The following is a 21,172-nucleotide window of genomic DNA, read 5'->3' as shown; positions in this document are numbered from 1 at the left end:
ATCAGTTTCCGTCGTATTTGCCGCCGACGGTGCCGCGAACGACGATCGGGGTGTTACGCGGGATGGTGTCGTATACCCACTTGCCATTGGCCGTGGAGATGTTGATGCAGCCGTGGCTCGCGTTGCTCTTGCCCTGCTGAGCAACCGACCAAGGGGCGGCATGGATGAAGATACCGTCGCTGGACATGCGAGTCGCGTACTCGACGTAGGTGCGGTAGCCCTCTGGCGAGTCGATCGGCACGCCGTAGGTCGACGAATCCATGTACATATCCCGGTACTTCTCGTCGGTGTAGTACACACCGTTCGGAGTCGGGTGGTCGTTGGTGCCCATCGAGATCGGCATGGTCTTGACGACCTCGCCGTTGTGCCACCAGGTGATCTGATGGGTCGAGTCCTGGGCGAGGGCGATCCAGCCGGTCGACGTCTTCACATTCGGAATCGCCGGGGCAGCTGGTGTGGTCGGAGTCGTGGTCTTCGGAGCCTTCGGCTTTGGCTTTGGCTTCGGAGTGGTCGGAGCACCGGGGATCTCGATCGGGGGAAGGCCCGGGATGATGGTGACCGGCGCGGCGCTGGCCAGTGCGGGCAGCGATGCCATCACGGCGAGAACACCGATAATGGTGGTCAGAAGTCGTGTGAACAGGCGCGTACGTCCTGAACGCTTAGTAGTCAGCACTGAGTCGAACCCTTACGTTTCGTTTGCAAAGTCGGGCCCCGCGAGCGGAGGCCGGCGCCTTTCCCCACAAATGCGCTGTTCCATCGTTACACAACTGTTGCCGATGAGCCAAAGTGTTGAAGGTGATTTGTCAGAGTGAATCCAGCCGACTTTCGGTTTGTGCTGGGTAGCGGCCCGACGCCTTATCGGAATGTGAGGCAAGCCACATATTCTTTATTGGAGTCAATGCGCTCTGGGAGTGACCAAACCGTTGTCGAAGGCGAAGACGATGGCACCCGCACGGTCTCGCACGTCCAATTTGGCGAAGATGCTACTTATGTGACTCTTGACCGTTACCACCGAAATAACCAGTTCAGCGGCGATCTCGTCGTTGGATAGGCCGCGTCCAAGGGCGGTGAGCACCGTCCTTTCCCGCGCGGTGAGGCGCGAGAGCGCGGGAGTCGGAGTGCCCTTGGCGTCATTATTCGAGTCCGCGGCGCGGTAGGTGTCGAGTACGCGGGCGGTAACCGCGGGGTCGAGGACAGCTTCACCGGCAGCCACCAGCCGCACCGCGCGGATCAGTTCTTCGGCCGACGAGTCTTTCAATACGAAACCGGCTGCGCCAGCGCGCAGTGCTTCCGAGAGGAGCGCGTCGTCGCGGAATGTCGTAAGAGCGAGGACCGGTGGAGGTGACTGTGTTTCCCGGAGTTTCCGCGTCGCGTCCATCCCGCTGACCCGCTTCATCCGCAAGTCCATTACAACGACGTCGGGCCGATAGGAGGCGACCGCGTCGAGTACCTCGTCACCATCGCCGCACTCGCCGATGACGTCGAAGCCGTCTTTGCGCCGAAGGATGCGCCGAAGTCCCGACCGCACGAGTTCCTGGTCATCGACAAGCAGAGTGCGAATGAGGTCCTCAGCCATCGGTCGCCGCGTGCGTGTTGTCGCGTTTGGTCATCACGTCACCGTAGCCGTCATCCGGGCACGACTCCGGAACCGGAATGAATGCCTCGACCCGCCACTGATTGCTGTGTCGTCCCACCGTCAAGTACCCGCCGAGGAGTTCGGCTCGCGAGCGCATGCCGCTGAGCCCAGATCCGCCTGCGCGCCGTCGAGTGTCTTCGGAAATGTCGTTAAGCACCACCACCAGCACGCCGGCGTGAGCGGGCGCAATGGTCACTTCTATCGGTGCGCCCGGTGCGTGTCGGCTCGCGTTCGACAGCGATTCTTGCGCAATGCGATAGATCGCCAATTCCGTTGCGCTGCTGAGCTCTTGGGGCAAGGGCAGTGCGTTGTATGCCACCGACGTTCCCGCTCGTTGAAACGTGTCTACTAGGGCCGGTAGGTCATCGACGCCGGGTTGGGCGAATTCGGACTCGCCCTCGGTCCGCAGCAGTTCGATGGTGCGTCGGACGTCAGTCATGGCGGTACGGCCTTGCGCCTCGGCATCTTTCAATGCCGCCAAAGCCTCCTCGGTGTCGGCATCCTGCTGCAACGCGCGTCGCGCACCGGTGACATTGAGCAGCACGATGCTCAGTGAGTGCGCCACGACGTCGTGAATTTCGCGTGCCATCCCGGCGCGGTCGAGGACGGCCTGCGACGCACGTGCCTGCCGCTCACGCCGTAGGAGCAGCAACTGCGCCTGAAGTAGCCTGCCGACCGCCACCCCGAAACAGATCATCGCGGCGATGAGCCATCCTTGCTCGACACGGTCGATGGCCACTCCGGCACCCAGCACCGAAAGAAGCGCCACGACATCGAAGATGTTCTCGCTGGGCCGAGCCACCGCGGACGACATGGTCACCGAAATGACTAGTAGCAGCGCAGCGGCGTCGGCCTGCACCGGGACTATCCAAAACAACCCGACTGTCACGGCTGTCATGACGGTGAGCATCGGTTTCCAGATTCGTCGCGTGTGGCAGACGCCGGTCAACGGCGCAAGACCCGCGCACGTCGCGGCAACGACGCCCAACCACTGGTTGCCGTCCAGTCCGCGAACGATACGGTCCGCCGCAGCGGTCACGACGGTCAGCGCATACCCGGCCCACGCAATCAGCAGATACGACGGCGGGTACTCGTAGCCCAGCAGGGCCAGGGTCCGACGGGTTCGCATCAGCAGCCAATGCACCAGCGCATTTTATCGCTCTTACCGCGTCGGCGAATCCTACTCGGGGAGGACACCACATCCGCCCGAAGTCGGGCGGATAGTTCCGTCCCGGGGCCACTGACCAGCGCGACTTCGCGGATTAGCGTTTAGTCATGGAGATCACGGTGATGGCAATCGTTTTACTGGTGGCGAGCCTGTATCTGATGCACGATGGATCCGGGCTCAATTGGCAGGCGAGGGAAACTCGTGCCGCGATGAACAGGCGGGACGCGATCCGTGATCGGCCTGTACATCGACGTCGAGGCCGGTGGATATCGGCACTGGGAGGGAACTGATGACATCAACGATCATGCGGACGGGGTTGACCGGAGAACGTTGGCATCTCGGCGATCCGGACGCGCTTAGCGGGATTGTCGTTGGGCAGTCAACGGCGGGGCCGATCGGTGACCTGCCGACCACTGATACGCATCCGGTGGTGAAAGTGTCACCGCATTCGATTCGAGAGTCACTGCGACTAGTTCTGAGGCAAGGTGACACGTTATTCGCGGATGCCGCGAATACGCCGCTACTGCGCTATGAGCTGATCGGCGGGGCCGGCCGAACCGTCGTACTTAGCGATCCGGGGCATATCAAGTCGTTAATGGTCGCGGACCCGTCGATCGCCCCGTCGGCAACGCGAATGTCCCCGCTGCGCCCGATCCTCGGTTCCGAGTCGGTGCTCACCTCGATCGGCGCGCGGCATAAACGTCAACGAGCACTTCTTATGCCGCATTTTCATGGGAAGTCGGTGGCGAGTTATCGAGAGGACATCGCTCGAGCCACGACACGGGCTATCGACACCTGGAAAGTCGGCGAGGTCATCGAGCTGGCTGATCTGGGACAACAGATCACGCTCGATGTGATCATGGCGGCGGTATTCGGAATCGGCGATCAGCGCGCTCCGACGCCGGCCGAGCGTGCCCTTAGAGCCGAGATTATCCGGTTACTGCGTCGTTCCACGTGGCCAGCGGCCACCGTCGCGCAGCTGATCAACGCTCGCAACCCCGAGCCGATCGGCTTTACCAGATGGGCACTCAAGCCGGTTGACCGAGCGGTCTATCGAGTCATCGCCGAACGTCGAAACAGCTTGGGCGGCAACGATATTCTTTCGGTGTTGCTCGATGCGCGGGATGAGTCGGGCGGCGCGCTGTCCGACGACGAGATCCGTGACGAGCTGATGACCCTGGTGCTCGCCGGACATGAGACTACGTCGAATAGCGTTGCCTGGACCTTCGAGCGGTTGACTCGGCATCGAGACCAGTACCTGAAAGTCCGCGATGAGGTACGCGCGGGAGACGGCGAGGACGCGGTCGAGGCATTGGTCAACGAATCGATGCGTAGTCGGCCCGTGGTGCCGATGGTGGCGCGAGAGATGTTGGTGCCCTGGGACTTTGGCGGTCATCATGTTGATGCCGGCACCGTCGCGCTAGTGAGCATTCTGTTGTTGCATCATCGCGACGAGATTTATCCGCGGCCATTCGCCTTCGACGTCGAGCGGTTCCGGGAGACCAAGCCATCGCCGCAGACGCTGATGCCATTCGGCGGAGGCAACCGTCGTTGTCTGGGGGCCGCGCTCGCCATGGCCGAATTGCGAATCGTCGTGACCGAGATCCTGCGTCGCGTCGACCTGGAGACCCACGACCGTCCGGGCGAAAAACCACACCATCGCAACGTGACAATGATTCCGAGTGACGGGGGAAAGGTGCGGGCCGTTAAAAAGCTATGAAGTGAGAAATCCACCTCGTTTGCTCGGATTCACCTCGCCAATTTAGGCAGGTGAATCCAGGTAGACGAGGTGGATCTGTTTTGGTCGGCTGACCTGTGGAGCGGGTGACGGGAATCGAACCCGCGTAGCTAGTTTGGAAGGCGCGCTCCATAGACTTGGGCTATTAAGTTATTGACCAGCTGGTATAGCTTCACTTGAGCCGGACAACTTGCACCCTACATGTGGACATAAGGCCAGGCAAATACCCGCAATATGACGTGTCGAGGTTGCGCTAAGGTTGCACGATGGCTAGATCGAAACGTCAACGTCGTACATGGGGGACCATTCGTGTCATGCGGAATGGTGGACACCAGGCCTCCTATCTGCACAACGGTGAGCGCTATTACGCGCTGCGGGTATACGACGCGAAGATGGACGCTGAAGGTTGGCTGGCGAATGAGCGCCGTTTGATCGAATTGGGAGGGTGGAAGCCACCTGCGGACCGGGAGGCGCAGTACCGAAACGCGCAGACGACAGTTCGGAACTACGCCGACCAGTGGGTGCGTGAACGCGACCTTGCGCCTACAACGCGGCGTTTGTATCGCAATGCACTAGACACCCGGATTCTTCCCACGTTCGGCGATGAACGGCTGGCAGATATCACGCCTGCGCTGGTGCGAACTTGGTGGGCCGGATTGAACTCGAACACCCCAACGGGCAATAGTCACGCCTACCGGCTACTGCGGACGATCTTCGGCACGGCGGTGGGGGACAAGTTGATTGATGAGAATCCGGTGAGGGTTGAGGGGGCCGGGAAGCTGGCACAGCGGCGCGAGTTAGAAGTTTTGACGGCTGCGGAATTGCGGGCAGTTGTGGACGATATGCCGGTCGAGTATCGGGCGGCTACGTTGGTTCTAGCATGGTGCGGGCTGCGGTTCGGTGAGCTAATTGAATTACGGCGCAAGGATATTGAACGCGCAGATGGTGTACCGGTGGCAGTGAAGGTTCGTCGGGCGGCATCACGGGTTGATGGTGCGATCGTCGTCGGAGAACCGAAGTCTGATGCCGGGATTCGTGATGTGGCGATTCCGCCCCACGTGGGGGCGGAGCTGGCTAAACACATGCGTGAGCGGGTGAACAACGGGCCGGACTCCTTTATGTTCTCGACCCGCCGGGGCGGTGCGCGGTTGACCCAGCGGGCGTTCACTTTGGCCTTCAAAAAGTCGGCGGCGAGTGTTGGCCGTGGTGATTTGCGGGTGCACGACTTGCGGCATACGGGCGCGACTCTTGCGGCGCAGGCGGGGGCTACAACCCGTGATTTGATGGACCGTTTGGGGCACTCGACTCCGGCGATGAGTATGCGATACCAGCACAGTAGTGCTGCGCGTGATGCGGCGATTGCAACGCGGCTGTCAGAGTTGGCAGGAGAGTGACCTTGGTCACCCCAGCCTTTGCGTTCTTTACGTATCTTTGCGGCTCGTTGCGTGTCGTTCGGTTATCGCGTTGATGTGCTTGACTTGCCACTTGCGCTCGAATGGACATTCGAGTACCCATGATGACACGCAGGGTATCGAGCGCAGTTAGGCGTCGATCTGCCCGCACGGCGTAGCTCGCGAGTTGGCTCGCAATCGAAGTGTTCAATCCGTTTCAAACCTGTTGTGCTGCAATAGGTTTATCTTTGATGGGCTACACGTGACGACATATCTTTCTATTGACCAGGCTGCGCAGTTGTTAGGCGTGAGTTCGAAGACGGTTCGCCGGTGGATTGCTGCCGGACGGTTGAGCGCGCGTCGAGCGGGACCGCGCCTAATTCGGGTCGATTCGCGGGAGTTGGACAGGTTTATGGCCCCGGTTGGCAACTGTCGCTGATTTTACGACCAGGTACGGCGGCTGGTCGTAAACGCGCACTGAACACCCTGGCGGCATTCTCCCTAATGTCACATCACGGGAGGTCAATTGCACGACTACGACTACAGGTCAATTCGGATCAATGGACGCGAATGCCTCCCAGAAAAGGCGGCACAACGATTCGTTGGGCGCGGCAAAACCACGCTGTGGGATTGGCGGAAACGCGGAACTGTGCTGGCCTACCAAGTAGTCACGCCAGATGGGTACCGGCGCATCTACTACGCCAAAGGTCCATTGCGGGCCGCGTTACGTGATGCGCAAAGGCGTAAACGCGATCAAGTTCGTGTTGCTGGGCCTGGGCGTGGACGGCAATACACGTCCGCTGAGCGGTCCGAGGCGATCGCAGCCGGACGACAACGTAAAGCCGACGCCGCCTCGCAGAAGATCGCCGCACGCGCTGCAATGCGGGCTGCCGCCGAGAAGGCTGAACAACTTGAGGATGCGCTCTACGCGCGAAATGACTAAGGAATCCGATGTATCTCATCCGGGATCATGCCGCCGATTTTGCCGGCCGCACTCCGAAAACAATTGATCAGTGGGCGCGCGAGGGGTTACCGCATGTTCGGCAGCCGCGGTGCCGACAACGCCTGTTCAGCACCGACGAACTCGATCGTTTCGCCGCGCTGATGGCTGAGCGGTCACGAGTTGGCAAGGGCCGACCGCGTGGCAGTAGGAACCAAACTAACCGGAAGGCAACTTGTGGCTGACTATGTGGTTGAGCCGTCACTCGGCGACTCGCGCATGCAACGGGTAATCGCGGTCGCTAGTAGTGGGCGTCGAACGACACTTCATTCTGGCCGTATCGCCAGCATGTACCGGTTGCGTGATGCGATCAGTGACTTTCTCGAAGAGCATGAAGAACGGACCGCGAACAGATGACTAGCCGACAGAAACGTGCACGTCGCGCTGCCGCGCGGGCAATCGGGATCGAGTGCGGCGGGATGAGTGTGCGGGCGACGCTCAATCACCTTGACCAACTCGAAAAGGTCGGCCTGATTGAGCCAATAGACAACTATGAGGGCGGGGTCTATATGCCTGACCTGGGAGCGGTGGTGAAGTTCTGGTGACCTACGCACGCGTGCCGTCAGCGGTACTTGGAAAGGTTGAAACGCGCGAACTGAAGCTGAACCACCTTGGTCTCTACGCAGTCCTTTCGCGGCACGCTGATAACGAGACCGGCGAATGCTGGCCGTCTCGAAGGACACTCGCGAAGGAATGCGGGTACCGCAACGCCGATGACGTTGACCGGCACTTGCAGGCGCTCGAATCCGCCGGGGTCATCACCATGCGCAAACGCTGGTGTAGCGCCGACGACCCGTCTGACCGATCATTTGTGCAATCTGATCGTCATGTGGTGCCGACTTCAACGCTGTACAAGTTGACTGATTTACCCGCTACCCCTACCCGAAAAACGCCCGCTACCCCTACCCCGAAAACGCCCGCCACGGTAGCGGGTAAACACCCGCCCAAACTATACCCACCAGAACTAGACCCATTAGAACTAGCAGCAGCGCCCGAACCTGAGTCGCCGAAAGCGGCACCCGATGACAAGCCGATGAAGCTAGGAGCAGCGCGGCTGTATGAAGAGGTTGGTGGATCACCTGAGGTCGCAGCCGGGGCAATGCCCGAATGGTTCAGCAACGCGGGACTGAACGCCGACGACTGGCAACAGGCCGTCACCAAACGGTTAGCAGTTGGCGATCTGCGCAGGGCGATACCGAGAGCACGCAGGCCAGCGGCTCTACTCCGCAAGATCATTGCTGATGAACCGGCGCGCGCTGAACCTGAACGTCGAACATATGAAAGTGGGTGGTGAGATGCCTAAGAGTGGATTCAATGGTTATGCGGCAACACCAGCCCATATCGGGCGGCGTAAACGGCAACAGCAGCTCACAGCGAGTGCGCAGCAGCGAGACGCCGCACGCGGACAACTCGGTCACCTGTTCATCTGGTCGAAACCCAGACCCGATTGACATGTTGAGACGTGACCAGCCCTTTTTAGCGGCGCCGCTAGAAAGTCTGGCGGGGGGGCGCATAGATCACTAGAACCGCAGATCAGCGGCCCACACCCTACGGCAGTGGTCCTCTCCCCCCCAGCCGTGTAGGCCCATCGCGCGCGTGCACACGTGTCAGGCGAGGCCCACGAACATCTGTTCGATACTCGCCCACAACTAAAGACTGACAACCAATTCTGACCCGCTGGCGTCCACGCTGGCGGGTTTTCTCTATCTAGGTAAGGTGATTGCCTTGGCGACGGTGAAACGGACGCCCAAGGACGTTCTAGCGGCGATTGATGCCGCGCGGTCCGTCCATGATTGCGACTCGCGTGGATGGGCGCGGGTCATCACGGAAGCATTCGAGCGGTTCGGCGGTGTGGAATCGCTAATTCATGCGCTCGCTTCTGAGCTGATTGCTGAAATGGCAGCGCGGCACTCGGGTGACGCCTTCGAGGTTCGGCGGGAATTGCTGGCCCGGCGCGATCTTGCCGACGTCGAGGTTCAGGCGGTCGCTACGGGGGTGATTGCCTAGTGGCTCGCGGCTGGCTGGGGAAGGTGAGTCGGGGCCGTCAAGGCGCGTTACCAGTGGATGACGAACCATTGGTAACTGAAGCGGTGTCGGTTCTTGGCAAATCGCCGGAGCAGTTGTGGCGTGAACAGCCGTACTTGCGCACAGTGGTGACATTCCTCGCGCGCAATGTGGCACAACTCGGCCTGCACACCTACAGGCGTAGCGCGGATGGTGGACGGGAGCGGGTCCGCGATCACCCGCTGCCGAAATTGCTCGCCGCACCAAATGAGCAAGACACGGGCTACGACTTCGTGTTCAAGACTGTGGCAGCGTTGGCGTTGTTCGACCGGGTGCTGATCTGGGTCATACCCGACGACTCGGGGCAACCCACGCAACTTCGGGTCATCCCCGAACGCTGGATTGTCGACACTGAAGGGTCCACCCCTTTCGCGGTTGGGGCCTATGTGCTCGCTCCCGACGCCGATTCTGAGCACAGGATCACTGTCCCGACATCTGACGTCATCGAACTGCACGGGTGGAACCCAGCCGATACCCGCATCGGCGCTAGCCCAGTTGAGGCGTTGAAAAGCGTTCTAGCAGAACAGATTCACGCGCAGACCTTCCGTCAACAGTTATGGGAAAACGGCGGACGCATCGGCTCATATCTGACGCGTCCTAAGGACGCGCCCGTGTGGTCGAATGCAGGTCGCAAGCGATTCCTTGCCGGGTGGCGAGCTGCCTACACCGGCAACGGCAACAAGGTTGGCGGCGTGCCAGTGCTCGAAGACGGCATGGAACTCAAACGAATTGGCTTCTCCGCCAAGGACGAAGACTACGTGGAAGGCTCGAAACTCGCGCTGACCACAGTGGCGAGTGTCTATCACGTCAACCCGACAATGCTCGGGCTGCTCGATAACGCCAACTACTCAAACGTGGTCGAGTTCCGCAAAGGACTGTACGGAGACACGCTCGGGCCGATCATCGCCCAGATTGAGGCACGCCTCAATGCTGACTTGGTGGCACGGTTCCGCGACTCAAATCTATACGCGGAGTTCAACATACGCGAAAAACTCGAAGGATCGTTCACCGAACAATCCGAACAACTCGCATCGGCGCTTGTATCGGGATACATGACCGTCAACGAGGTACGAGCACGACTCAATCTGCCCGCATTGCCAGGCGGGGACACGTTGCGCGTCCCGTTGAATATGGCTGCCACACAAGGAAACTCGGGGGAATCGCATGCTGACGAAGCAAAATGACGCCCAGATCAAGACCGCCGACAGTAAGACCGGCACGTTCGAGGGGTACGCGTCAGCCTTCGGCAACCTGGACAGTTATGGCGACATAGTTCAGCGCGGCGCGTTCGCTCGCACGATCGCCGAATGGGCGCGCAAGGGCCACATTCCGGTGTTCTACGGGCATCGCACCGATGACCCGGAAATGTGCATCGGGCACGTCGTCAACGCTGTCGAGGACGACCACGGCCTGAAAGTGACCTGCCAACTCGATATGGATTCGCCCAAGGCGGCGCAGACACATCGAATGCTCGCGGCGGGCCGCATCGGTGAAATGTCGATCGGGTACGTGACCCGCGACAGTGAGCAGAAATCAGATCACCTACTGCTGAAAGACCTTGAGTTGCTTGAGGTTTCAGTGGTTCCGATCGGCGCGAATCGTGCGACGTCGATCAACAACGTGAAGGCCGGACCTGCCGGTCAACATCTCGGAGGGGAACACATGACCGTGGAAATCAAGAACGCCGACCAGCGCGTCGATGCCAAAGCCAAGGCCGACGAACTGGCCGCACAGGTGAAATCGGGCGAGATTACGCCGGAGGGGCGCGCAGAACTTGCCGGACTGATCGACGCCGTGAAGGAGTTCGACGCGAAGGCGGCGGCGGCGCTCGAATCGAAAGCGCTCATTGAGGCAGTGGCCGCGCTCGGTGGCGAACCTGCCAAACCAGACGAAGCCGAGAAGGCGACGCTGAGCAGCCAAAAGTTCCTGTCGTTTACGGGCCGCAAAGCACGCGCCACCGCAGGCACCTTGTCGCAGGCAATGCTGGGCGGTGTCGGTATCAAGTCGTTGGTTTCCGCTGGGTCAAGCGCGGTCGGGGTACCGCTCGAAGATCGCTCACCGATTGAGATGCAGCGTATTCCCACGTCGTTTCTCGACTTGCTGCCGGTCAAGCAGCATGACAGCCCGAAGTACCGCTACCTGCGACAGACTGCACGCAACCTCAACGCGGCACCGTGGGTCAGCGGCGACAAAGCCAAATCGACGTTCGGTGTTGAGAGCGTAGACGCGAAACTGGAAGTCGTTGCCCATATCAGCGACGGCCTATCGACCTACGACCTACTCGACAACGCCGAGCTAGCCGCGTTTGTTGAAGCCGAAATGCTGTTCGGACTGAGTCAAGCCCTTGAAGCGCAGGTGCTCAACGGCTCCGGGACAGAACCAAATCTTCAGGGCATCCTCAACACCAACGGAATTGTGGACGAAACCTATGCCGTCGACCCCATCACGACGACACGCAAGGCGATTACCAAGCTCGAATCATCGGGCTTCGCCCCGCACGTGTTCGTGTTGCGGCCTGAGGCATGGGAGGCGATCAGCCTTCAGCGCGCGAGTGGGTCAGGCACGTTCGATCTAGGCAACGTTGCCGTGGACCGCGCTGCGCAACGCCTGCATGGTGTGCCGGTGGTTGTGTCGACGGGGCTGCCCACGAAGACCGGTGTTTTGCTCGATCAGTCGTCGGTTCGTGTGGACACCGACACGCACGGTATCCGGGTTGCTTGGGGCACTAAGGGTGATGACTTCGGTCAGAACCTTGTCCGTGTGCGCACTGAGGGCCGGTTCGGCGTGTCAGTATTGCGTGCTGGTGGTGTGGTGAAGATCGGCACCGCAAGCGCATAGCAGAATAACGAGAGCGCCCCGCGCAACCGAATGTGGTTGCAGCGGGGCGCTTTTCGCGTATCAATTGCCCGCATGGCCCTGAAGAAGATGGGCTAGTTTGGCAAGGTTTTCCCGCGTTGCGTGGAACTCGACTTTGCCATCTTTGTCGGTGCCGACCTGCCTGGTTGCCAGTTCAATGTGCTTGAGATCTGGAAGGTCAGCGCTTTGACGTCGGTAGGTACCACCGATGGATATCCTGGCGTTCCCGGTTATGTACCACTCGTTCAGCTCGCTCAGTGTCTCGCCAATCAGCACCTCAGGGCCGTTCCCCGAAAAGTCGTCGCACGCCCACTGTGTTGCGGGATCGGACAACTCATCGAAATGTCGTTGGCAGACTGGGGGTTGCATGGGATAACTGAAGTGGCCACCGATTTTGTTGGGGTCCAAATCAATTGCTGTGACGGCTTGTTCAGGGCAGTGGCGCACGCGGCATGTCATTGGGAAAGAGTGCCACCATGGTGCGCATTGGCGTGCTGTTTTCAACCAGATCATCAGTACTAGCTCGTCCTCAAGGCCGGGCCGTGCGCGAGCATCACAACCGCCGGAGTGTCCAATGAGCCACGAATACGGGCCACACCCGGTCGGCAACCCGAATACGGATTTGGCGGGCGCTCTAGGTCGTTCCTAACTGGATTTCGGAGCGTATTCGTCTTTCAAGCAATTCCATAGCTTCGCCGAGTGCTCGGACACCAACTCAGCTGACGCTTGGTATCCGCTCGCGATCTTGCCAAGCGCAACTGCATCGTGGGCGTCTGCGGCATATCTCATACTCTCGGCGGCGAGTACTAGGAGAGTGCCAGCATGCGACGACGCCGGGCCGCCAGTGTCTAGCAGCATCAGTGATTGTGCGGCTGAGACGATACGACGTTCGATGGGATGTATTCGTTCATTGCGGAGCTTTAGATTTTCCTTAAGGACCGCGCTTCTATCAGACTGCTGACTGATGCAGCGTTCCACCCAACTCGCCAGGATCATTGAGCGCACGCTGTACTCGTACGTCTCGCTCAAAATCTGGACTCCAAGTTCCCGGATCTGCCTGTTGCGATCCTCGCTTATGTCGGAGACTCGACGGGCGTCAATTGCCTGTAAGGACTTCCGGTTGTACCAGACTGTGCCACCAAGACTCAAGAGGCCGACCAGCATGACGCCAAGACTTGACCAGCCTGGGGTCATGTGAAATTCAAAAGCTATCGACGTTGCCGTTGACCTGTTCACGCTGCAAACATACGAGGCTTCGACACCCTACGGGTGGCCAAGCATTGAACCCCATCGCCGGAATCGACCCACGGACCAAGCACTTACCGCGTAGAACCACGACTCATAGCCCACCGTCAACGACAGCAGGTTGATTCATGGCACGTCGGCAAACTCGATCACAGCATGTCGTCGTGGCTCACGGGCACCGCATGAGACTGGGCTAGGTACCGTCTACTGGTTTTGCGGTCGGGCAGAGCAGAACGACCGAGCGCGTTGTTGGGAATCGGTTACGCGCGCTTAGTGCCCGCCAGGGACTCGAACCCCGGAGTAAGCCAATCGGGCCTTGAGCAGGCCTTTCATGGTCAACCATGAAAGCGCGCTCGGGGCGGAAACTATGTCGGGACTACGGCGAACACTTCATCGAACGGCACACACGAGGCCGTCAGAATCGCGGCGACCAGGCTGCCCTTTGGCTGCTCGACCTGGCTGATGACCCGCCACAAATCGGACTGTCTGACACCGATCAACTGGGCCAGCGCTGCAGTGCTAGAGCAACTTGTTGCGAACTTGACTCGTTGTAATCCGGTTTTGGTGAGTACGAGACGGCTCATGCGGCGCACCAGCCGTTCGAGACGGCGATGTAGAGCGCGGTGAGGGGGACTAGGTATACGAATGCGGCAAAAGCGCATGCCGATATTGTGGAAGGCAAGGTCACAGCGATTGTCTCCGATGTTGTGATCTAGGCCTCGATCAGCGGTGCAACGCTGGCCGGGGCCGAACTTGTCTACGGAGACACGAAGGATGCACCAAGGATGCAAGATTCAGGCAAAGAAAAAGGTCAGAAGGCTAAAATGCCCTCTGACCTGTGGAGCGGGTGACGGGAATCGAACCCGCGTAGCTAGTTTGGAAGACTAGGGCTCTACCATTGAGCTACACCCGCGAGCATGCGGCGTCTGGGATCGCCAGGCTCCGCGTGCGGAACAGAACCTTACAACGTGCCGAACCGGATTGAGAAATCGCCCCTCCGATTGTGGAAACCGGCAGTCGGCACCGTACTATGTGCGGTTGGTTCTCGTTTCGACTCCGACGACGCGTTGTGTGTCGCGAGTGATTGATTAGCGAGGGGGGAACCGACCGGGATGTGGCGCAGCTTGGTAGCGCATCCGCTTTGGGAGCGGAGGGTCGCAGGTTCAAATCCTGTCATCCCGACAGTTCGTGTCGCCGGTCCAGGCGACGGCGATCGAGTAGCACGTGAGAAGTCGAAGCCAAGGAGTCCAGAGGCGTGAAAAGCACTGTCGAGCAGCTGAGCCCGACCCGAGTAAAGCTGAATGTGGAAGTTCCCTTCGAGGAACTTTCCGGAGACTTCGAGCGGGCCTACGCGTCCCTCGCTCAGCAGATTCGCATCCCAGGGTTCCGTCCGGGTAAAGCTCCGGCCAAATTGATCGAAGCGCGCGTCGGTCGCGACTCGGTGCTCGCGCAGGTCGTCAACGAGGCACTGCCGGTTAAGTACACCGAAGCTGTCACCGAAGCAGACATCAACGCCCTCGGGCAGCCCGATATCGACCTGGCCGAGCTCAAATACGGCGAGTCCATCACCTTCACCGCCGAGGTCGATGTCCGGCCCGAGATCGAATTGCCCGACTACTCGACGCTGGCTGTCACCGTCGACGCGATCGAGGTCGACGATGACGCGGTCGCCGAGCAGCTCGACGGCTTGCGCGCCCGCTTCGGCACCCTCAACGGCGTCGACCGTCCCGCTGAGAACGGTGACTTCGTGTCCATCGATCTCGATGCGACCGTCGATGGCGAGAAGGTCGAAGAGGCATCGACCGAGGGTCTGTCACATGAGGTCGGCAACGGCGAACTCATCGATGGCTTGGACGAAGCGATCATCGGCCTCTCCAACGGTGAGACCAAGGAATTCACGACCACGCTCGTCGCTGGCGATCACGCGGGGCAAGAAGCTCAGGTGACCGTCAAGGTCAACTCGATCAAGGTCCGTGACCTACCCGACGTCGACGATGAATTCGCCCAGATGGCAAGCGAATTCGACACCGTCGACGAGCTCAAGGCCGATCTGGCCAAGCGTGTCGAGCAGTCGAAGAAGACCGAGCAGGCCAATGCGATTCGCGATGCCGTTCTCGAGCAGCTGACCGAGAAGGCACCGTTCCCGTTGCCGGAGAAGGTCGTCGACGCCGAGGTCGAAGGACAGCTTGAACAGGTGCTGCACAGCATCGGACACGACGAAGACCTTTTCGCGCAGCTACTTGAGGCGCAGGGCACCAGTCGTGAGAAGTTCGAGACCGAGGCTCGGGAGTCGGCCGAGAAGTCCGTACGTACCCAGCTGCTGCTCGACGCCGTCGCTGAGAAGGGCGAGACCGAGGTCAGCCAGGACGAGCTGACGCAGCAGATCATCTTCCAGGCGCAGCGCTACAACATGGCGCCGCAGGAATTCATCGGCCAGTTGCAGCAGGCCGGACAGATCGGTGCCGTCTACGCCGACGCTCGCCGAGGCAAGGCACTCGCCGAGATCGTTCGCGATGTGACCGTCACCGACAGCAACGGCACCGCCGTCGATACGAAGGAATTCTTCGGTCCGTTCGAAGACGAGACAGCGGCCGACGACGAGTAGGTCTGGCCGGACAACCTCTACGCCGCCGTCCCACCGCGCCTCATCCTGGCGCGTGTCGGGGCGGCGGTGTGTTTGTTCGAGGCCGATGGCCGCCGTTCTGCTGTGAGCGAATAGCGGTGTCTTCGGGAGGGTTTCGTCCGAGGGATTGGTTAACCTCGGTGACAACGACGCAATACCTCGGCGCTACGCATCCGCGTCGCATATGCCGAGTAGATATCCATCAAGTAGTCGAAGGTAGGACTTTGTGAGCGATTCACAGCTGACCATGAGTTCGGGAGTTGCCGGACTGAACTTGACCGATTCGGTGTTCGAACGACTGCTGCGCGAACGCATCATCTTCCTCGGCACGCAGGTCGATGACGATATCGCCAACCGTCTGTGCGCGCAGATCTTGTTGCTCGCTGCCGAAGATCCGACCAAAGACATCAGCCTCTACATCAACTCGCCGGGCGGATCGGTGACCGCGGGTATGGCGATCTTCGACACCATGCAGCTCGCCGAATGTGACATCGCGACCTACGCGATGGGCATGGCTGCCTCGATGGGTCAGTTCCTGTTGACCGCGGGCACCAAGGGGAAGCGTCACGCTCTGCCGCATGCGCGGGTGATGATGCACCAGCCGTCGGCCGGCATCGGCGGTACCGCCGCCGACATCGCGATCCAGGCTGAGCAGTTCGCGCTGACCAAGAAGGAAATGAACCGGCTCAACGCCGAGCACACCGGCCAGCCGCTGGAGAAGATCGAGGCCGACGCCGACCGCGACAAGTGGTTCCGGGCCGACGAGGCCAAGGACTACGGCCTGGTTGATCACGTCGTGTCCCGACTCGGTTCCAACTGACCACGGCAGTGCCTAGAGAAGGAATAGACCACATGACACAGAGCACCGTCGACGCCGTCGCTGCGGGAATCGCCGATTCCACCCGATTCATGCAGAGCATCGAAGCCCGTTACATCCTGCCGCAGTTCATCGAGCACACTCCCAACGGTCAACGGCAATACGACCCGTACGCGAAGCTCTTCGAAGAGCGCATCGTGTTCGTGGGTACACCGATCGACCAGACGGTCGCCAACGACGTGATGGCGCAACTGTTGGTGTTGGAGTCGCAGGATCCCGACCGCGACATCACCATGTACATCAACTCACCCGGCGGCAGCGTGCCGGATATGCTCGCGATCTACGACACCATGCAGTACGTGCATTGCGACATCGTGACCGTATGCCTCGGCGAAGCGGCATCCGCGGCCGCGATCCTGCTGGCCGGTGGCACGCCGGGCAAACGTGCCGCGCTACCGAATGCCACGATTCTGATCCACCAGCCGCGTACCGGTGGCGCGTATCAGGGACAGGTCTCCGACTTGGAGATCCAGGCCGCGGAGATCGAGCGGATCCGTAACCGCCTCGATGAGATCCTGTCCAGTCACACCGGTCAGCCGGCCGACAAGATCCGCAAGGACACCGACCGCGACAACATCCTCACCGCCGAGCAGGCCAAGGAATACGGGATCATCGACGAGGTTTTCGAATATCGCAAGAAGTCCCTGAAGAAGTAGGTTCGTCGCAACGCATCCGGCGAACAAGTGCGAAGATGTGCGCGTCGGCCCGACACTCCGGGGCAAATAGCTTTACGATCGAAGATCGGCAGTAAGTAGGGGTACCGTCGAGGTACACCACGACACGATGGTGGCGGCGCATGATGTCGCAACCGAGTTCTTGGAAGCAGGTACAAAGGGCGATGGCACGAATCGGAGACGGTGGCGACCTCTTGAAGTGCTCTTTCTGTGGAAAGAGTCAAAAGCAGGTCAAAAAGTTGATCGCCGGACCCGGCGTGTACATCTGCGATGAGTGCATCGACCTGTGTAACGAGATCATCGAGGAAGAACTTGCCGAGAACGGCGAAGTTAAACTCGATGAACTCCCGAAGCCCGCTGAGATTCGCGAGTTTTTGAATAAGTACGTGATCGGGCAGGACACCGCCAAGCGGACTCTGGCCGTCGCGGTTTATAACCACTACAAGCGGATCCAGGCGGGCGACAAGAAGGATGCTCGGACTGGCGAGGTAGTCGAGCTCATGAAGTCGAATATCTTGATGCTCGGTCCCACCGGATGCGGAAAGACCTACCTCGCGCAGACTCTGGCCAAGATGCTCAACGTTCCGTTCGCGATCGCGGACGCCACGGCACTCACCGAGGCCGGCTACGTCGGTGAGGATGTCGAGAACATCCTGCTCAAGTTGATCCAGGCCGCCGACTACGACGTGAAGCGCGCCGAGACCGGCATTATCTACATCGACGAGGTCGACAAGATCGCCCGCAAGAGCGAGAATCCATCGATCACCCGTGACGTCTCCGGTGAGGGCGTGCAGCAGGCGCTGCTGAAGATCTTGGAGGGCACGCAGGCGTCCGTACCACCGCAGGGTGGACGCAAGCATCCGCACCAGGAGTTCATCCAGATCGATACCACCAACGTGCTGTTCATCGTCGCTGGCGCGTTCGCCGGGTTGGAGAAGATCGTCTCCGACCGAATTGGTAAGCGCGGCATCGGCTTTGGCAATGAAGTCTCTACCAAGGACGAGGTCGATACCAGTGATCACTTCGCGGAAGTGATGCCGGAAGACCTGATCAAGTTCGGTCTGATACCGGAGTTCATCGGCCGTCTGCCGATGGTGGCGTCGGTGACCAACCTCGACAAGGAATCGCTCGTCAATATCCTGTCGGAGCCTAAGAACGCGCTCGTGAAGCAGTACACGAAGCTGTTCGACATGGACAACGTCGAGCTGGAATTCACCGACGAGGCCCTGGAAGCCGTCGCTGACCAGGCGATCCACCGTGGTACCGGTGCGCGAGGTCTGCGCGCCATCATGGAAGAAGTGCTACTTCCGGTGATGTACGACATCCCCAGCCGCGACGACGTCGAAAAAGTTGTCGTCACGGGTGAAACGGTGCGCGACAATGTTCTGCCGACCATCGTGCCGCGCAAGAATCGACGTAACGAACGCCGCGACAAGAGTGCGTAGACCTAGCTAGATCGCAAACCCCATACACGCGGACATCCCCAGCGCCAAAAGGTGCTGGGGATGTCCGCTTCTGTGGGGTTTGCGATGGCCGCGGCTCAGCGCAGAATCACGAGTTGCTGAGTAGTTCTGGTCATCGCGACGTACCGGTCGACCGCGGCGGTTACATATGCCCCGCTCGCTTCGCTCCCGGCGGCGGTGACATTCGCCCCGCTCGCTTCGCTCCCGGCGGCGGTGACATTCGCGGGAACATCCGCCTCCACCAATACGACCAAGTCGAATTCCAGTCCCTTCGCGGTCTGCGGGGTCAGCGAAGATACCCGATCGGACGCCTCGAATTCGGAATCGCCTATGACACATGCGATCCCGTCGTCATTGGTGTCGAGCCAGCTGGTCAGCACCGCATCGAGGTCGGCCCGACTGCCGTATGTCACCGGGATACCGTTGCTGCGGATCGACGTCGGGACGTTGGCATCGGGAATCGCCGACCGGATCACCGGTTCAGCGGCATCCATCGCCTCCTGCGGGGTGCGGTAGTTAACTCGCAGGTGTGCGACGTCGACGCCGCGTAGACCGTTGCGGCTCAATCGCTCCGTCCAGGACTCGGTGAAGCCCGCCCGTGCCTGCGCGCGGTCCCCGACAACGGTGAAGCTGCCCGATGGACAGCGCGCTCGAAGCATCTGCCACTCGGCATCGGTGAGTTCCTGCGCCTCGTCCACGACCACGTGTGCGAACGTTTCCGAGAAACGATCGATCGCGTGCTGCGGCAGCGAGTCCTCGTCCACCAGGGCCTCGCTCAAACCGCCGCGGACAAATTGGGTCAGTAGACTCTCCCGGTCACCTTCGGCCGCAACCATTTCCGCGACCACATCCGCCTTGCGTCGCATCTCGGCGGCAGCCGCGGCTGCTCGCCGCCGACCGTGTGCGACGGCGTCGCGATCGCCGAGCCGACGTCGCGCCGCGTCGAGTAGCGGCAAATCGCTGGAGGACCAGGTCTTCACTTCGTTCTGCCGCAGCATTTCTCGGTCGTGGACGCTTAGCCACGGGGCGCACATCCTGAGGTAGGCGGGCACCGTCCATAGGTCACCGACGATGTCGGTAGCGTTGAGCATCGGCCAACCGCGGTTGAGTGCTGCGACGAGTTCGACACTCGAGCGGAGCGCCGCCACCAACTCTTGGCCAGGGATGCCGGGATATCTGTCGGTGGCGATGTCGATTAACTCTTGCCAAATGTCTTCCCGCGCTTCGTTATGCGGAGTCCCAGTTTGCGGAGCGTCGAAGGCTTGTACCCAATCGGCCGTAGTGACCACGACATCGCCCCAATCGCTTTCAACAGTGACCGGCGCACTCGGTGGGTCCTCGTAGAAGCCGACCGCCTTTTCGATGGCGTCCATCCACGAAGCGGATGACTTCAATTGTGCCACTGTAGGATCCGGCTCCTCGACGGCGTCGGCGCCCTCTGGTACCAAGTCGCGCAGTGTGCACAGCGCGGCCCCCTCGGCGCCGAGGTCGGGCAGTACATCTGCTACGTACGCCAGGTACGGGTTATGCGGTCCGACGACCAGAACCCCGCCTCGCCGCGCGGAAACCCGTGGGTCTGAGTACAGCAGGTACGCCGCGCGGTGCAACGCGACGACGGTCTTGCCGGTCCCGGGGCCGCCGTCGACGACGAGACAGCCGGGCGAGCCAGCACGGATGATCGCGTCCTGGTCGGTCGCGATGGTGGCCAGGACATCACGCATTCGAGGTGAGCGACCCGAGTTGAGAGTCGCGATGAAGGCGGAATTGTCGTCGGGTGCGAGGGACTCGTCCGTGGTGTCGGAGAATGCCTCGTCCCAGTAGTCGACGACCCGGAAATCGTCGCCGGAGCGCTTCCATCGGTACCGACGTCGACTCGACAACCCTCGCGGGTCGGCATGGGTGGCGGCGAAGAATGGTGCGGCCGCGGGAGCGCGCCAATCAAGGAGGAGTTGATCACCAGTGCTTGAGGTGAGTCCGGTACGTCCGAGATACGTGACGGTGCCGTCAACGCCGACCATCCGGCCTAGACACAGATCCAGGCCGAATCGTCGAAGAGTGCGGAGCCGTGCCGACAACTGCCTGATCTCGCTGTCGCGCTCGACAGCCTCCTTGCCAGTGCGAGTAGGAGTGCGGCGTTGGGCATCTAGTCGGTCGGAGACTGTTTCGGTGGTCGTTCGCAGGGACGCGGCGATCGCGGCGAAATGACGATCGTCGTCGGCGATGAGGACGGAACCGCCCTTATGCGCTAGCCGAAGCGGCAGATCGAAGGTGCTGGTTATCGGTCCAAGTGCAGGTTGGGGCATTGATTCTCCGTCTGCGGCGAGTCCGGGTAAGTCGCCACGACCAGCGATTCTGCAGCATTACCCGGGCCTTGCGGCAAGCCCCCGGGTGCGATATATGTTGAAAGTGGCAAGGGGTGGAGCCTGCTGTCGATACG

At 60.6% G+C, this 21,172-nt stretch carries 20 protein-coding genes and 2 tRNA genes; 15 read left to right on the top strand and 7 right to left on the bottom strand.

Going from position 1 to position 21,172, the window contains the following annotated elements:
* Position 1: 1 nt before the first annotated feature.
* The 3 genes from GOEFS_RS08340 to GOEFS_RS08330 form a co-directional block, all read right to left on the bottom strand.
* Positions 2-673 carry a L,D-transpeptidase gene (locus GOEFS_RS08340; protein ID WP_007317454.1) on the bottom strand — a complete coding sequence of 224 codons (672 nt, stop codon included), beginning with the start codon at positions 671-673 and terminating at the stop codon, positions 2-4.
* Positions 674-895: 222 nt separating this feature from the next.
* A complete protein-coding gene (locus GOEFS_RS08335; RefSeq protein WP_007317453.1) occupies positions 896-1,576 on the bottom strand; it encodes a response regulator transcription factor in 681 nt (226 codons plus the stop codon).
* Positions 1,569-2,780, bottom strand: a complete 1,212-nt coding sequence (locus GOEFS_RS08330; protein ID WP_007317452.1) for a sensor histidine kinase — start codon at positions 2,778-2,780, stop codon at positions 1,569-1,571. Before GOEFS_RS08330 ends, GOEFS_RS08335 begins: the two co-directional genes overlap by 8 nt.
* Positions 2,781-3,093: 313 nt before the next feature.
* Here GOEFS_RS08330 and GOEFS_RS08325 point away from each other — a divergent pair, with 313 nt between their 5' ends.
* From GOEFS_RS08325 to GOEFS_RS22405, 10 genes are all read left to right on the top strand, one after another.
* On the top strand, positions 3,094-4,524 hold the full coding sequence (locus GOEFS_RS08325; protein WP_007317451.1) for a cytochrome P450: 1,431 nt from the start codon (positions 3,094-3,096) through the stop codon (positions 4,522-4,524).
* Positions 4,525-4,808: 284 nt separating this feature from the next.
* A complete protein-coding gene (locus GOEFS_RS08320; RefSeq protein ID WP_138917940.1) occupies positions 4,809-5,936 on the top strand; it encodes a site-specific integrase in 1,128 nt (375 codons plus the stop codon).
* Between the two features lie 259 nt (positions 5,937-6,195).
* Positions 6,196-6,372: a helix-turn-helix domain-containing protein gene (locus GOEFS_RS22815; protein WP_083837267.1), complete on the top strand. Its 177-nt coding sequence runs from the start codon at positions 6,196-6,198 to the stop codon at positions 6,370-6,372.
* Between the two features lie 87 nt (positions 6,373-6,459).
* Positions 6,460-6,876 (top strand): hypothetical protein, encoded by a 417-nt coding sequence (locus GOEFS_RS08310; RefSeq protein WP_007317449.1) that lies wholly within the window; start codon positions 6,460-6,462, stop codon positions 6,874-6,876.
* A gap of 410 nt (positions 6,877-7,286) precedes the next feature.
* Complete coding sequence (locus GOEFS_RS08300; RefSeq protein WP_007317448.1) at positions 7,287-7,478, top strand: hypothetical protein; 192 nt, start codon at positions 7,287-7,289, stop codon at positions 7,476-7,478.
* Positions 7,475-8,227 (top strand): helix-turn-helix domain-containing protein, encoded by a 753-nt coding sequence (locus GOEFS_RS22810; RefSeq protein WP_007317447.1) that lies wholly within the window; start codon positions 7,475-7,477, stop codon positions 8,225-8,227. Before GOEFS_RS08300 ends, GOEFS_RS22810 begins: the two co-directional genes overlap by 4 nt.
* 1 nt (position 8,228) lies before the next feature.
* On the top strand, positions 8,229-8,384 hold the full coding sequence (locus tag GOEFS_RS23420) for a hypothetical protein (RefSeq protein ID WP_170323141.1): 156 nt from the start codon (positions 8,229-8,231) through the stop codon (positions 8,382-8,384).
* Between the two features lie 274 nt (positions 8,385-8,658).
* Positions 8,659-8,940 (top strand): hypothetical protein, encoded by a 282-nt coding sequence (locus GOEFS_RS08290; protein WP_007317446.1) that lies wholly within the window; start codon positions 8,659-8,661, stop codon positions 8,938-8,940.
* A gap of 53 nt (positions 8,941-8,993) precedes the next feature.
* Positions 8,994-10,181 carry a phage portal protein gene (locus tag GOEFS_RS08285; protein WP_007317445.1) on the top strand — a complete coding sequence of 396 codons (1,188 nt, stop codon included), beginning with the start codon at positions 8,994-8,996 and terminating at the stop codon, positions 10,179-10,181.
* Complete coding sequence (locus GOEFS_RS22405; protein ID WP_007317444.1) at positions 10,162-11,835, top strand: HK97 family phage prohead protease; 1,674 nt, start codon at positions 10,162-10,164, stop codon at positions 11,833-11,835. The genes GOEFS_RS08285 and GOEFS_RS22405 overlap by 20 nt, the downstream gene beginning before the upstream one ends.
* Before the next feature lie 60 nt (positions 11,836-11,895).
* Here GOEFS_RS22405 and GOEFS_RS08270 read toward each other — a convergent pair whose 3' ends face one another.
* The 3 genes from GOEFS_RS08270 to GOEFS_RS08255 form a co-directional block, all read right to left on the bottom strand.
* Positions 11,896-12,312 carry a hypothetical protein gene (locus GOEFS_RS08270; protein WP_007317443.1) on the bottom strand — a complete coding sequence of 139 codons (417 nt, stop codon included), beginning with the start codon at positions 12,310-12,312 and terminating at the stop codon, positions 11,896-11,898.
* Between the two features lie 186 nt (positions 12,313-12,498).
* Positions 12,499-13,089, bottom strand: coding sequence for a hypothetical protein (locus GOEFS_RS08265; RefSeq protein ID WP_138917938.1), 591 nt, complete (start codon positions 13,087-13,089; stop codon positions 12,499-12,501).
* An 848-nt stretch (positions 13,090-13,937) separates the two neighbouring features.
* Positions 13,938-14,011 (bottom strand) — tRNA-Gly (locus GOEFS_RS08255).
* Positions 14,012-14,206: 195 nt separating this feature from the next.
* Here GOEFS_RS08255 and GOEFS_RS08250 point away from each other — a divergent pair.
* The 5 genes from GOEFS_RS08250 to clpX all read left to right on the top strand — a co-directional run bounded on the left by GOEFS_RS08250 (position 14,207) and on the right by clpX (position 18,717).
* Positions 14,207-14,280 (top strand) — tRNA-Pro (locus GOEFS_RS08250).
* A gap of 73 nt (positions 14,281-14,353) precedes the next feature.
* Entirely contained in the window at positions 14,354-15,703 is a 1,350-nt protein-coding gene (gene tig / locus GOEFS_RS08245) for a trigger factor (protein ID WP_007317441.1), read from the top strand.
* Between the two features lie 265 nt (positions 15,704-15,968).
* Positions 15,969-16,541, top strand: coding sequence for an ATP-dependent Clp protease proteolytic subunit (locus tag GOEFS_RS08240; RefSeq protein WP_040524776.1), 573 nt, complete (start codon positions 15,969-15,971; stop codon positions 16,539-16,541).
* Positions 16,542-16,573: 32 nt separating this feature from the next.
* The gene (locus GOEFS_RS08235) at positions 16,574-17,254 is read left to right on the top strand and encodes an ATP-dependent Clp protease proteolytic subunit (RefSeq protein ID WP_007317439.1); all 681 of its coding nucleotides are present in this window, start codon (positions 16,574-16,576) and stop codon (positions 17,252-17,254) included.
* Positions 17,255-17,436: 182 nt separating this feature from the next.
* A complete protein-coding gene (gene clpX, locus GOEFS_RS08230; RefSeq protein ID WP_040524756.1) occupies positions 17,437-18,717 on the top strand; it encodes an ATP-dependent Clp protease ATP-binding subunit ClpX in 1,281 nt (426 codons plus the stop codon).
* 95 nt (positions 18,718-18,812) lie between these two features.
* On the opposite strand, the gene helR is transcribed toward clpX, so the two are convergent.
* Positions 18,813-21,038 (bottom strand): RNA polymerase recycling motor ATPase HelR, encoded by a 2,226-nt coding sequence (gene helR, locus GOEFS_RS08225; RefSeq protein ID WP_007317437.1) that lies wholly within the window; start codon positions 21,036-21,038, stop codon positions 18,813-18,815.
* Positions 21,039-21,172 lie beyond the last annotated feature (134 nt).

This window comes from Gordonia effusa NBRC 100432 (assembly GCF_000241305.1).
GTDB lineage: Bacteria > Actinomycetota > Actinomycetes > Mycobacteriales > Mycobacteriaceae > Gordonia > Gordonia effusa.
Note: the sequence above shows the minus strand (reverse complement) of the source record. Positions and strands in the feature narration are given on the sequence as shown.

What these genes read in the sequence shown, in the direction of transcription:
- clpX (WP_040524756.1), top strand. Translation starts at nt 17,437, where the DNA reads ATGGCACGAATCGGAGACGGTGGCGACCTCTTGAAGTGCTCTTTCTGT.
- GOEFS_RS22405 (WP_007317444.1), top strand. Translation starts at nt 10,162, where the DNA reads ATGCTGACGAAGCAAAATGACGCCCAGATCAAGACCGCCGACAGTAAG.
- GOEFS_RS08235 (WP_007317439.1), top strand. Translation starts at nt 16,574, where the DNA reads ATGACACAGAGCACCGTCGACGCCGTCGCTGCGGGAATCGCCGATTCC.
- GOEFS_RS08320 (WP_138917940.1), top strand. Translation starts at nt 4,809, where the DNA reads ATGGCTAGATCGAAACGTCAACGTCGTACATGGGGGACCATTCGTGTC.
- GOEFS_RS08325 (WP_007317451.1), top strand. Translation starts at nt 3,094, where the DNA reads ATGACATCAACGATCATGCGGACGGGGTTGACCGGAGAACGTTGGCAT.
- GOEFS_RS08335 (WP_007317453.1), bottom strand. Translation starts at nt 1,576, where the DNA reads ATGGCTGAGGACCTCATTCGCACTCTGCTTGTCGATGACCAGGAACTC.
- helR (WP_007317437.1), bottom strand. Translation starts at nt 21,038, where the DNA reads ATGCCCCAACCTGCACTTGGACCGATAACCAGCACCTTCGATCTGCCG.
- GOEFS_RS08270 (WP_007317443.1), bottom strand. Translation starts at nt 12,312, where the DNA reads ATGACATGCCGCGTGCGCCACTGCCCTGAACAAGCCGTCACAGCAATT.
- GOEFS_RS08240 (WP_040524776.1), top strand. Translation starts at nt 15,969, where the DNA reads ATGAGTTCGGGAGTTGCCGGACTGAACTTGACCGATTCGGTGTTCGAA.
- GOEFS_RS08300 (WP_007317448.1), top strand. Translation starts at nt 7,287, where the DNA reads ATGACTAGCCGACAGAAACGTGCACGTCGCGCTGCCGCGCGGGCAATC.
- GOEFS_RS23420 (WP_170323141.1), top strand. Translation starts at nt 8,229, where the DNA reads ATGCCTAAGAGTGGATTCAATGGTTATGCGGCAACACCAGCCCATATC.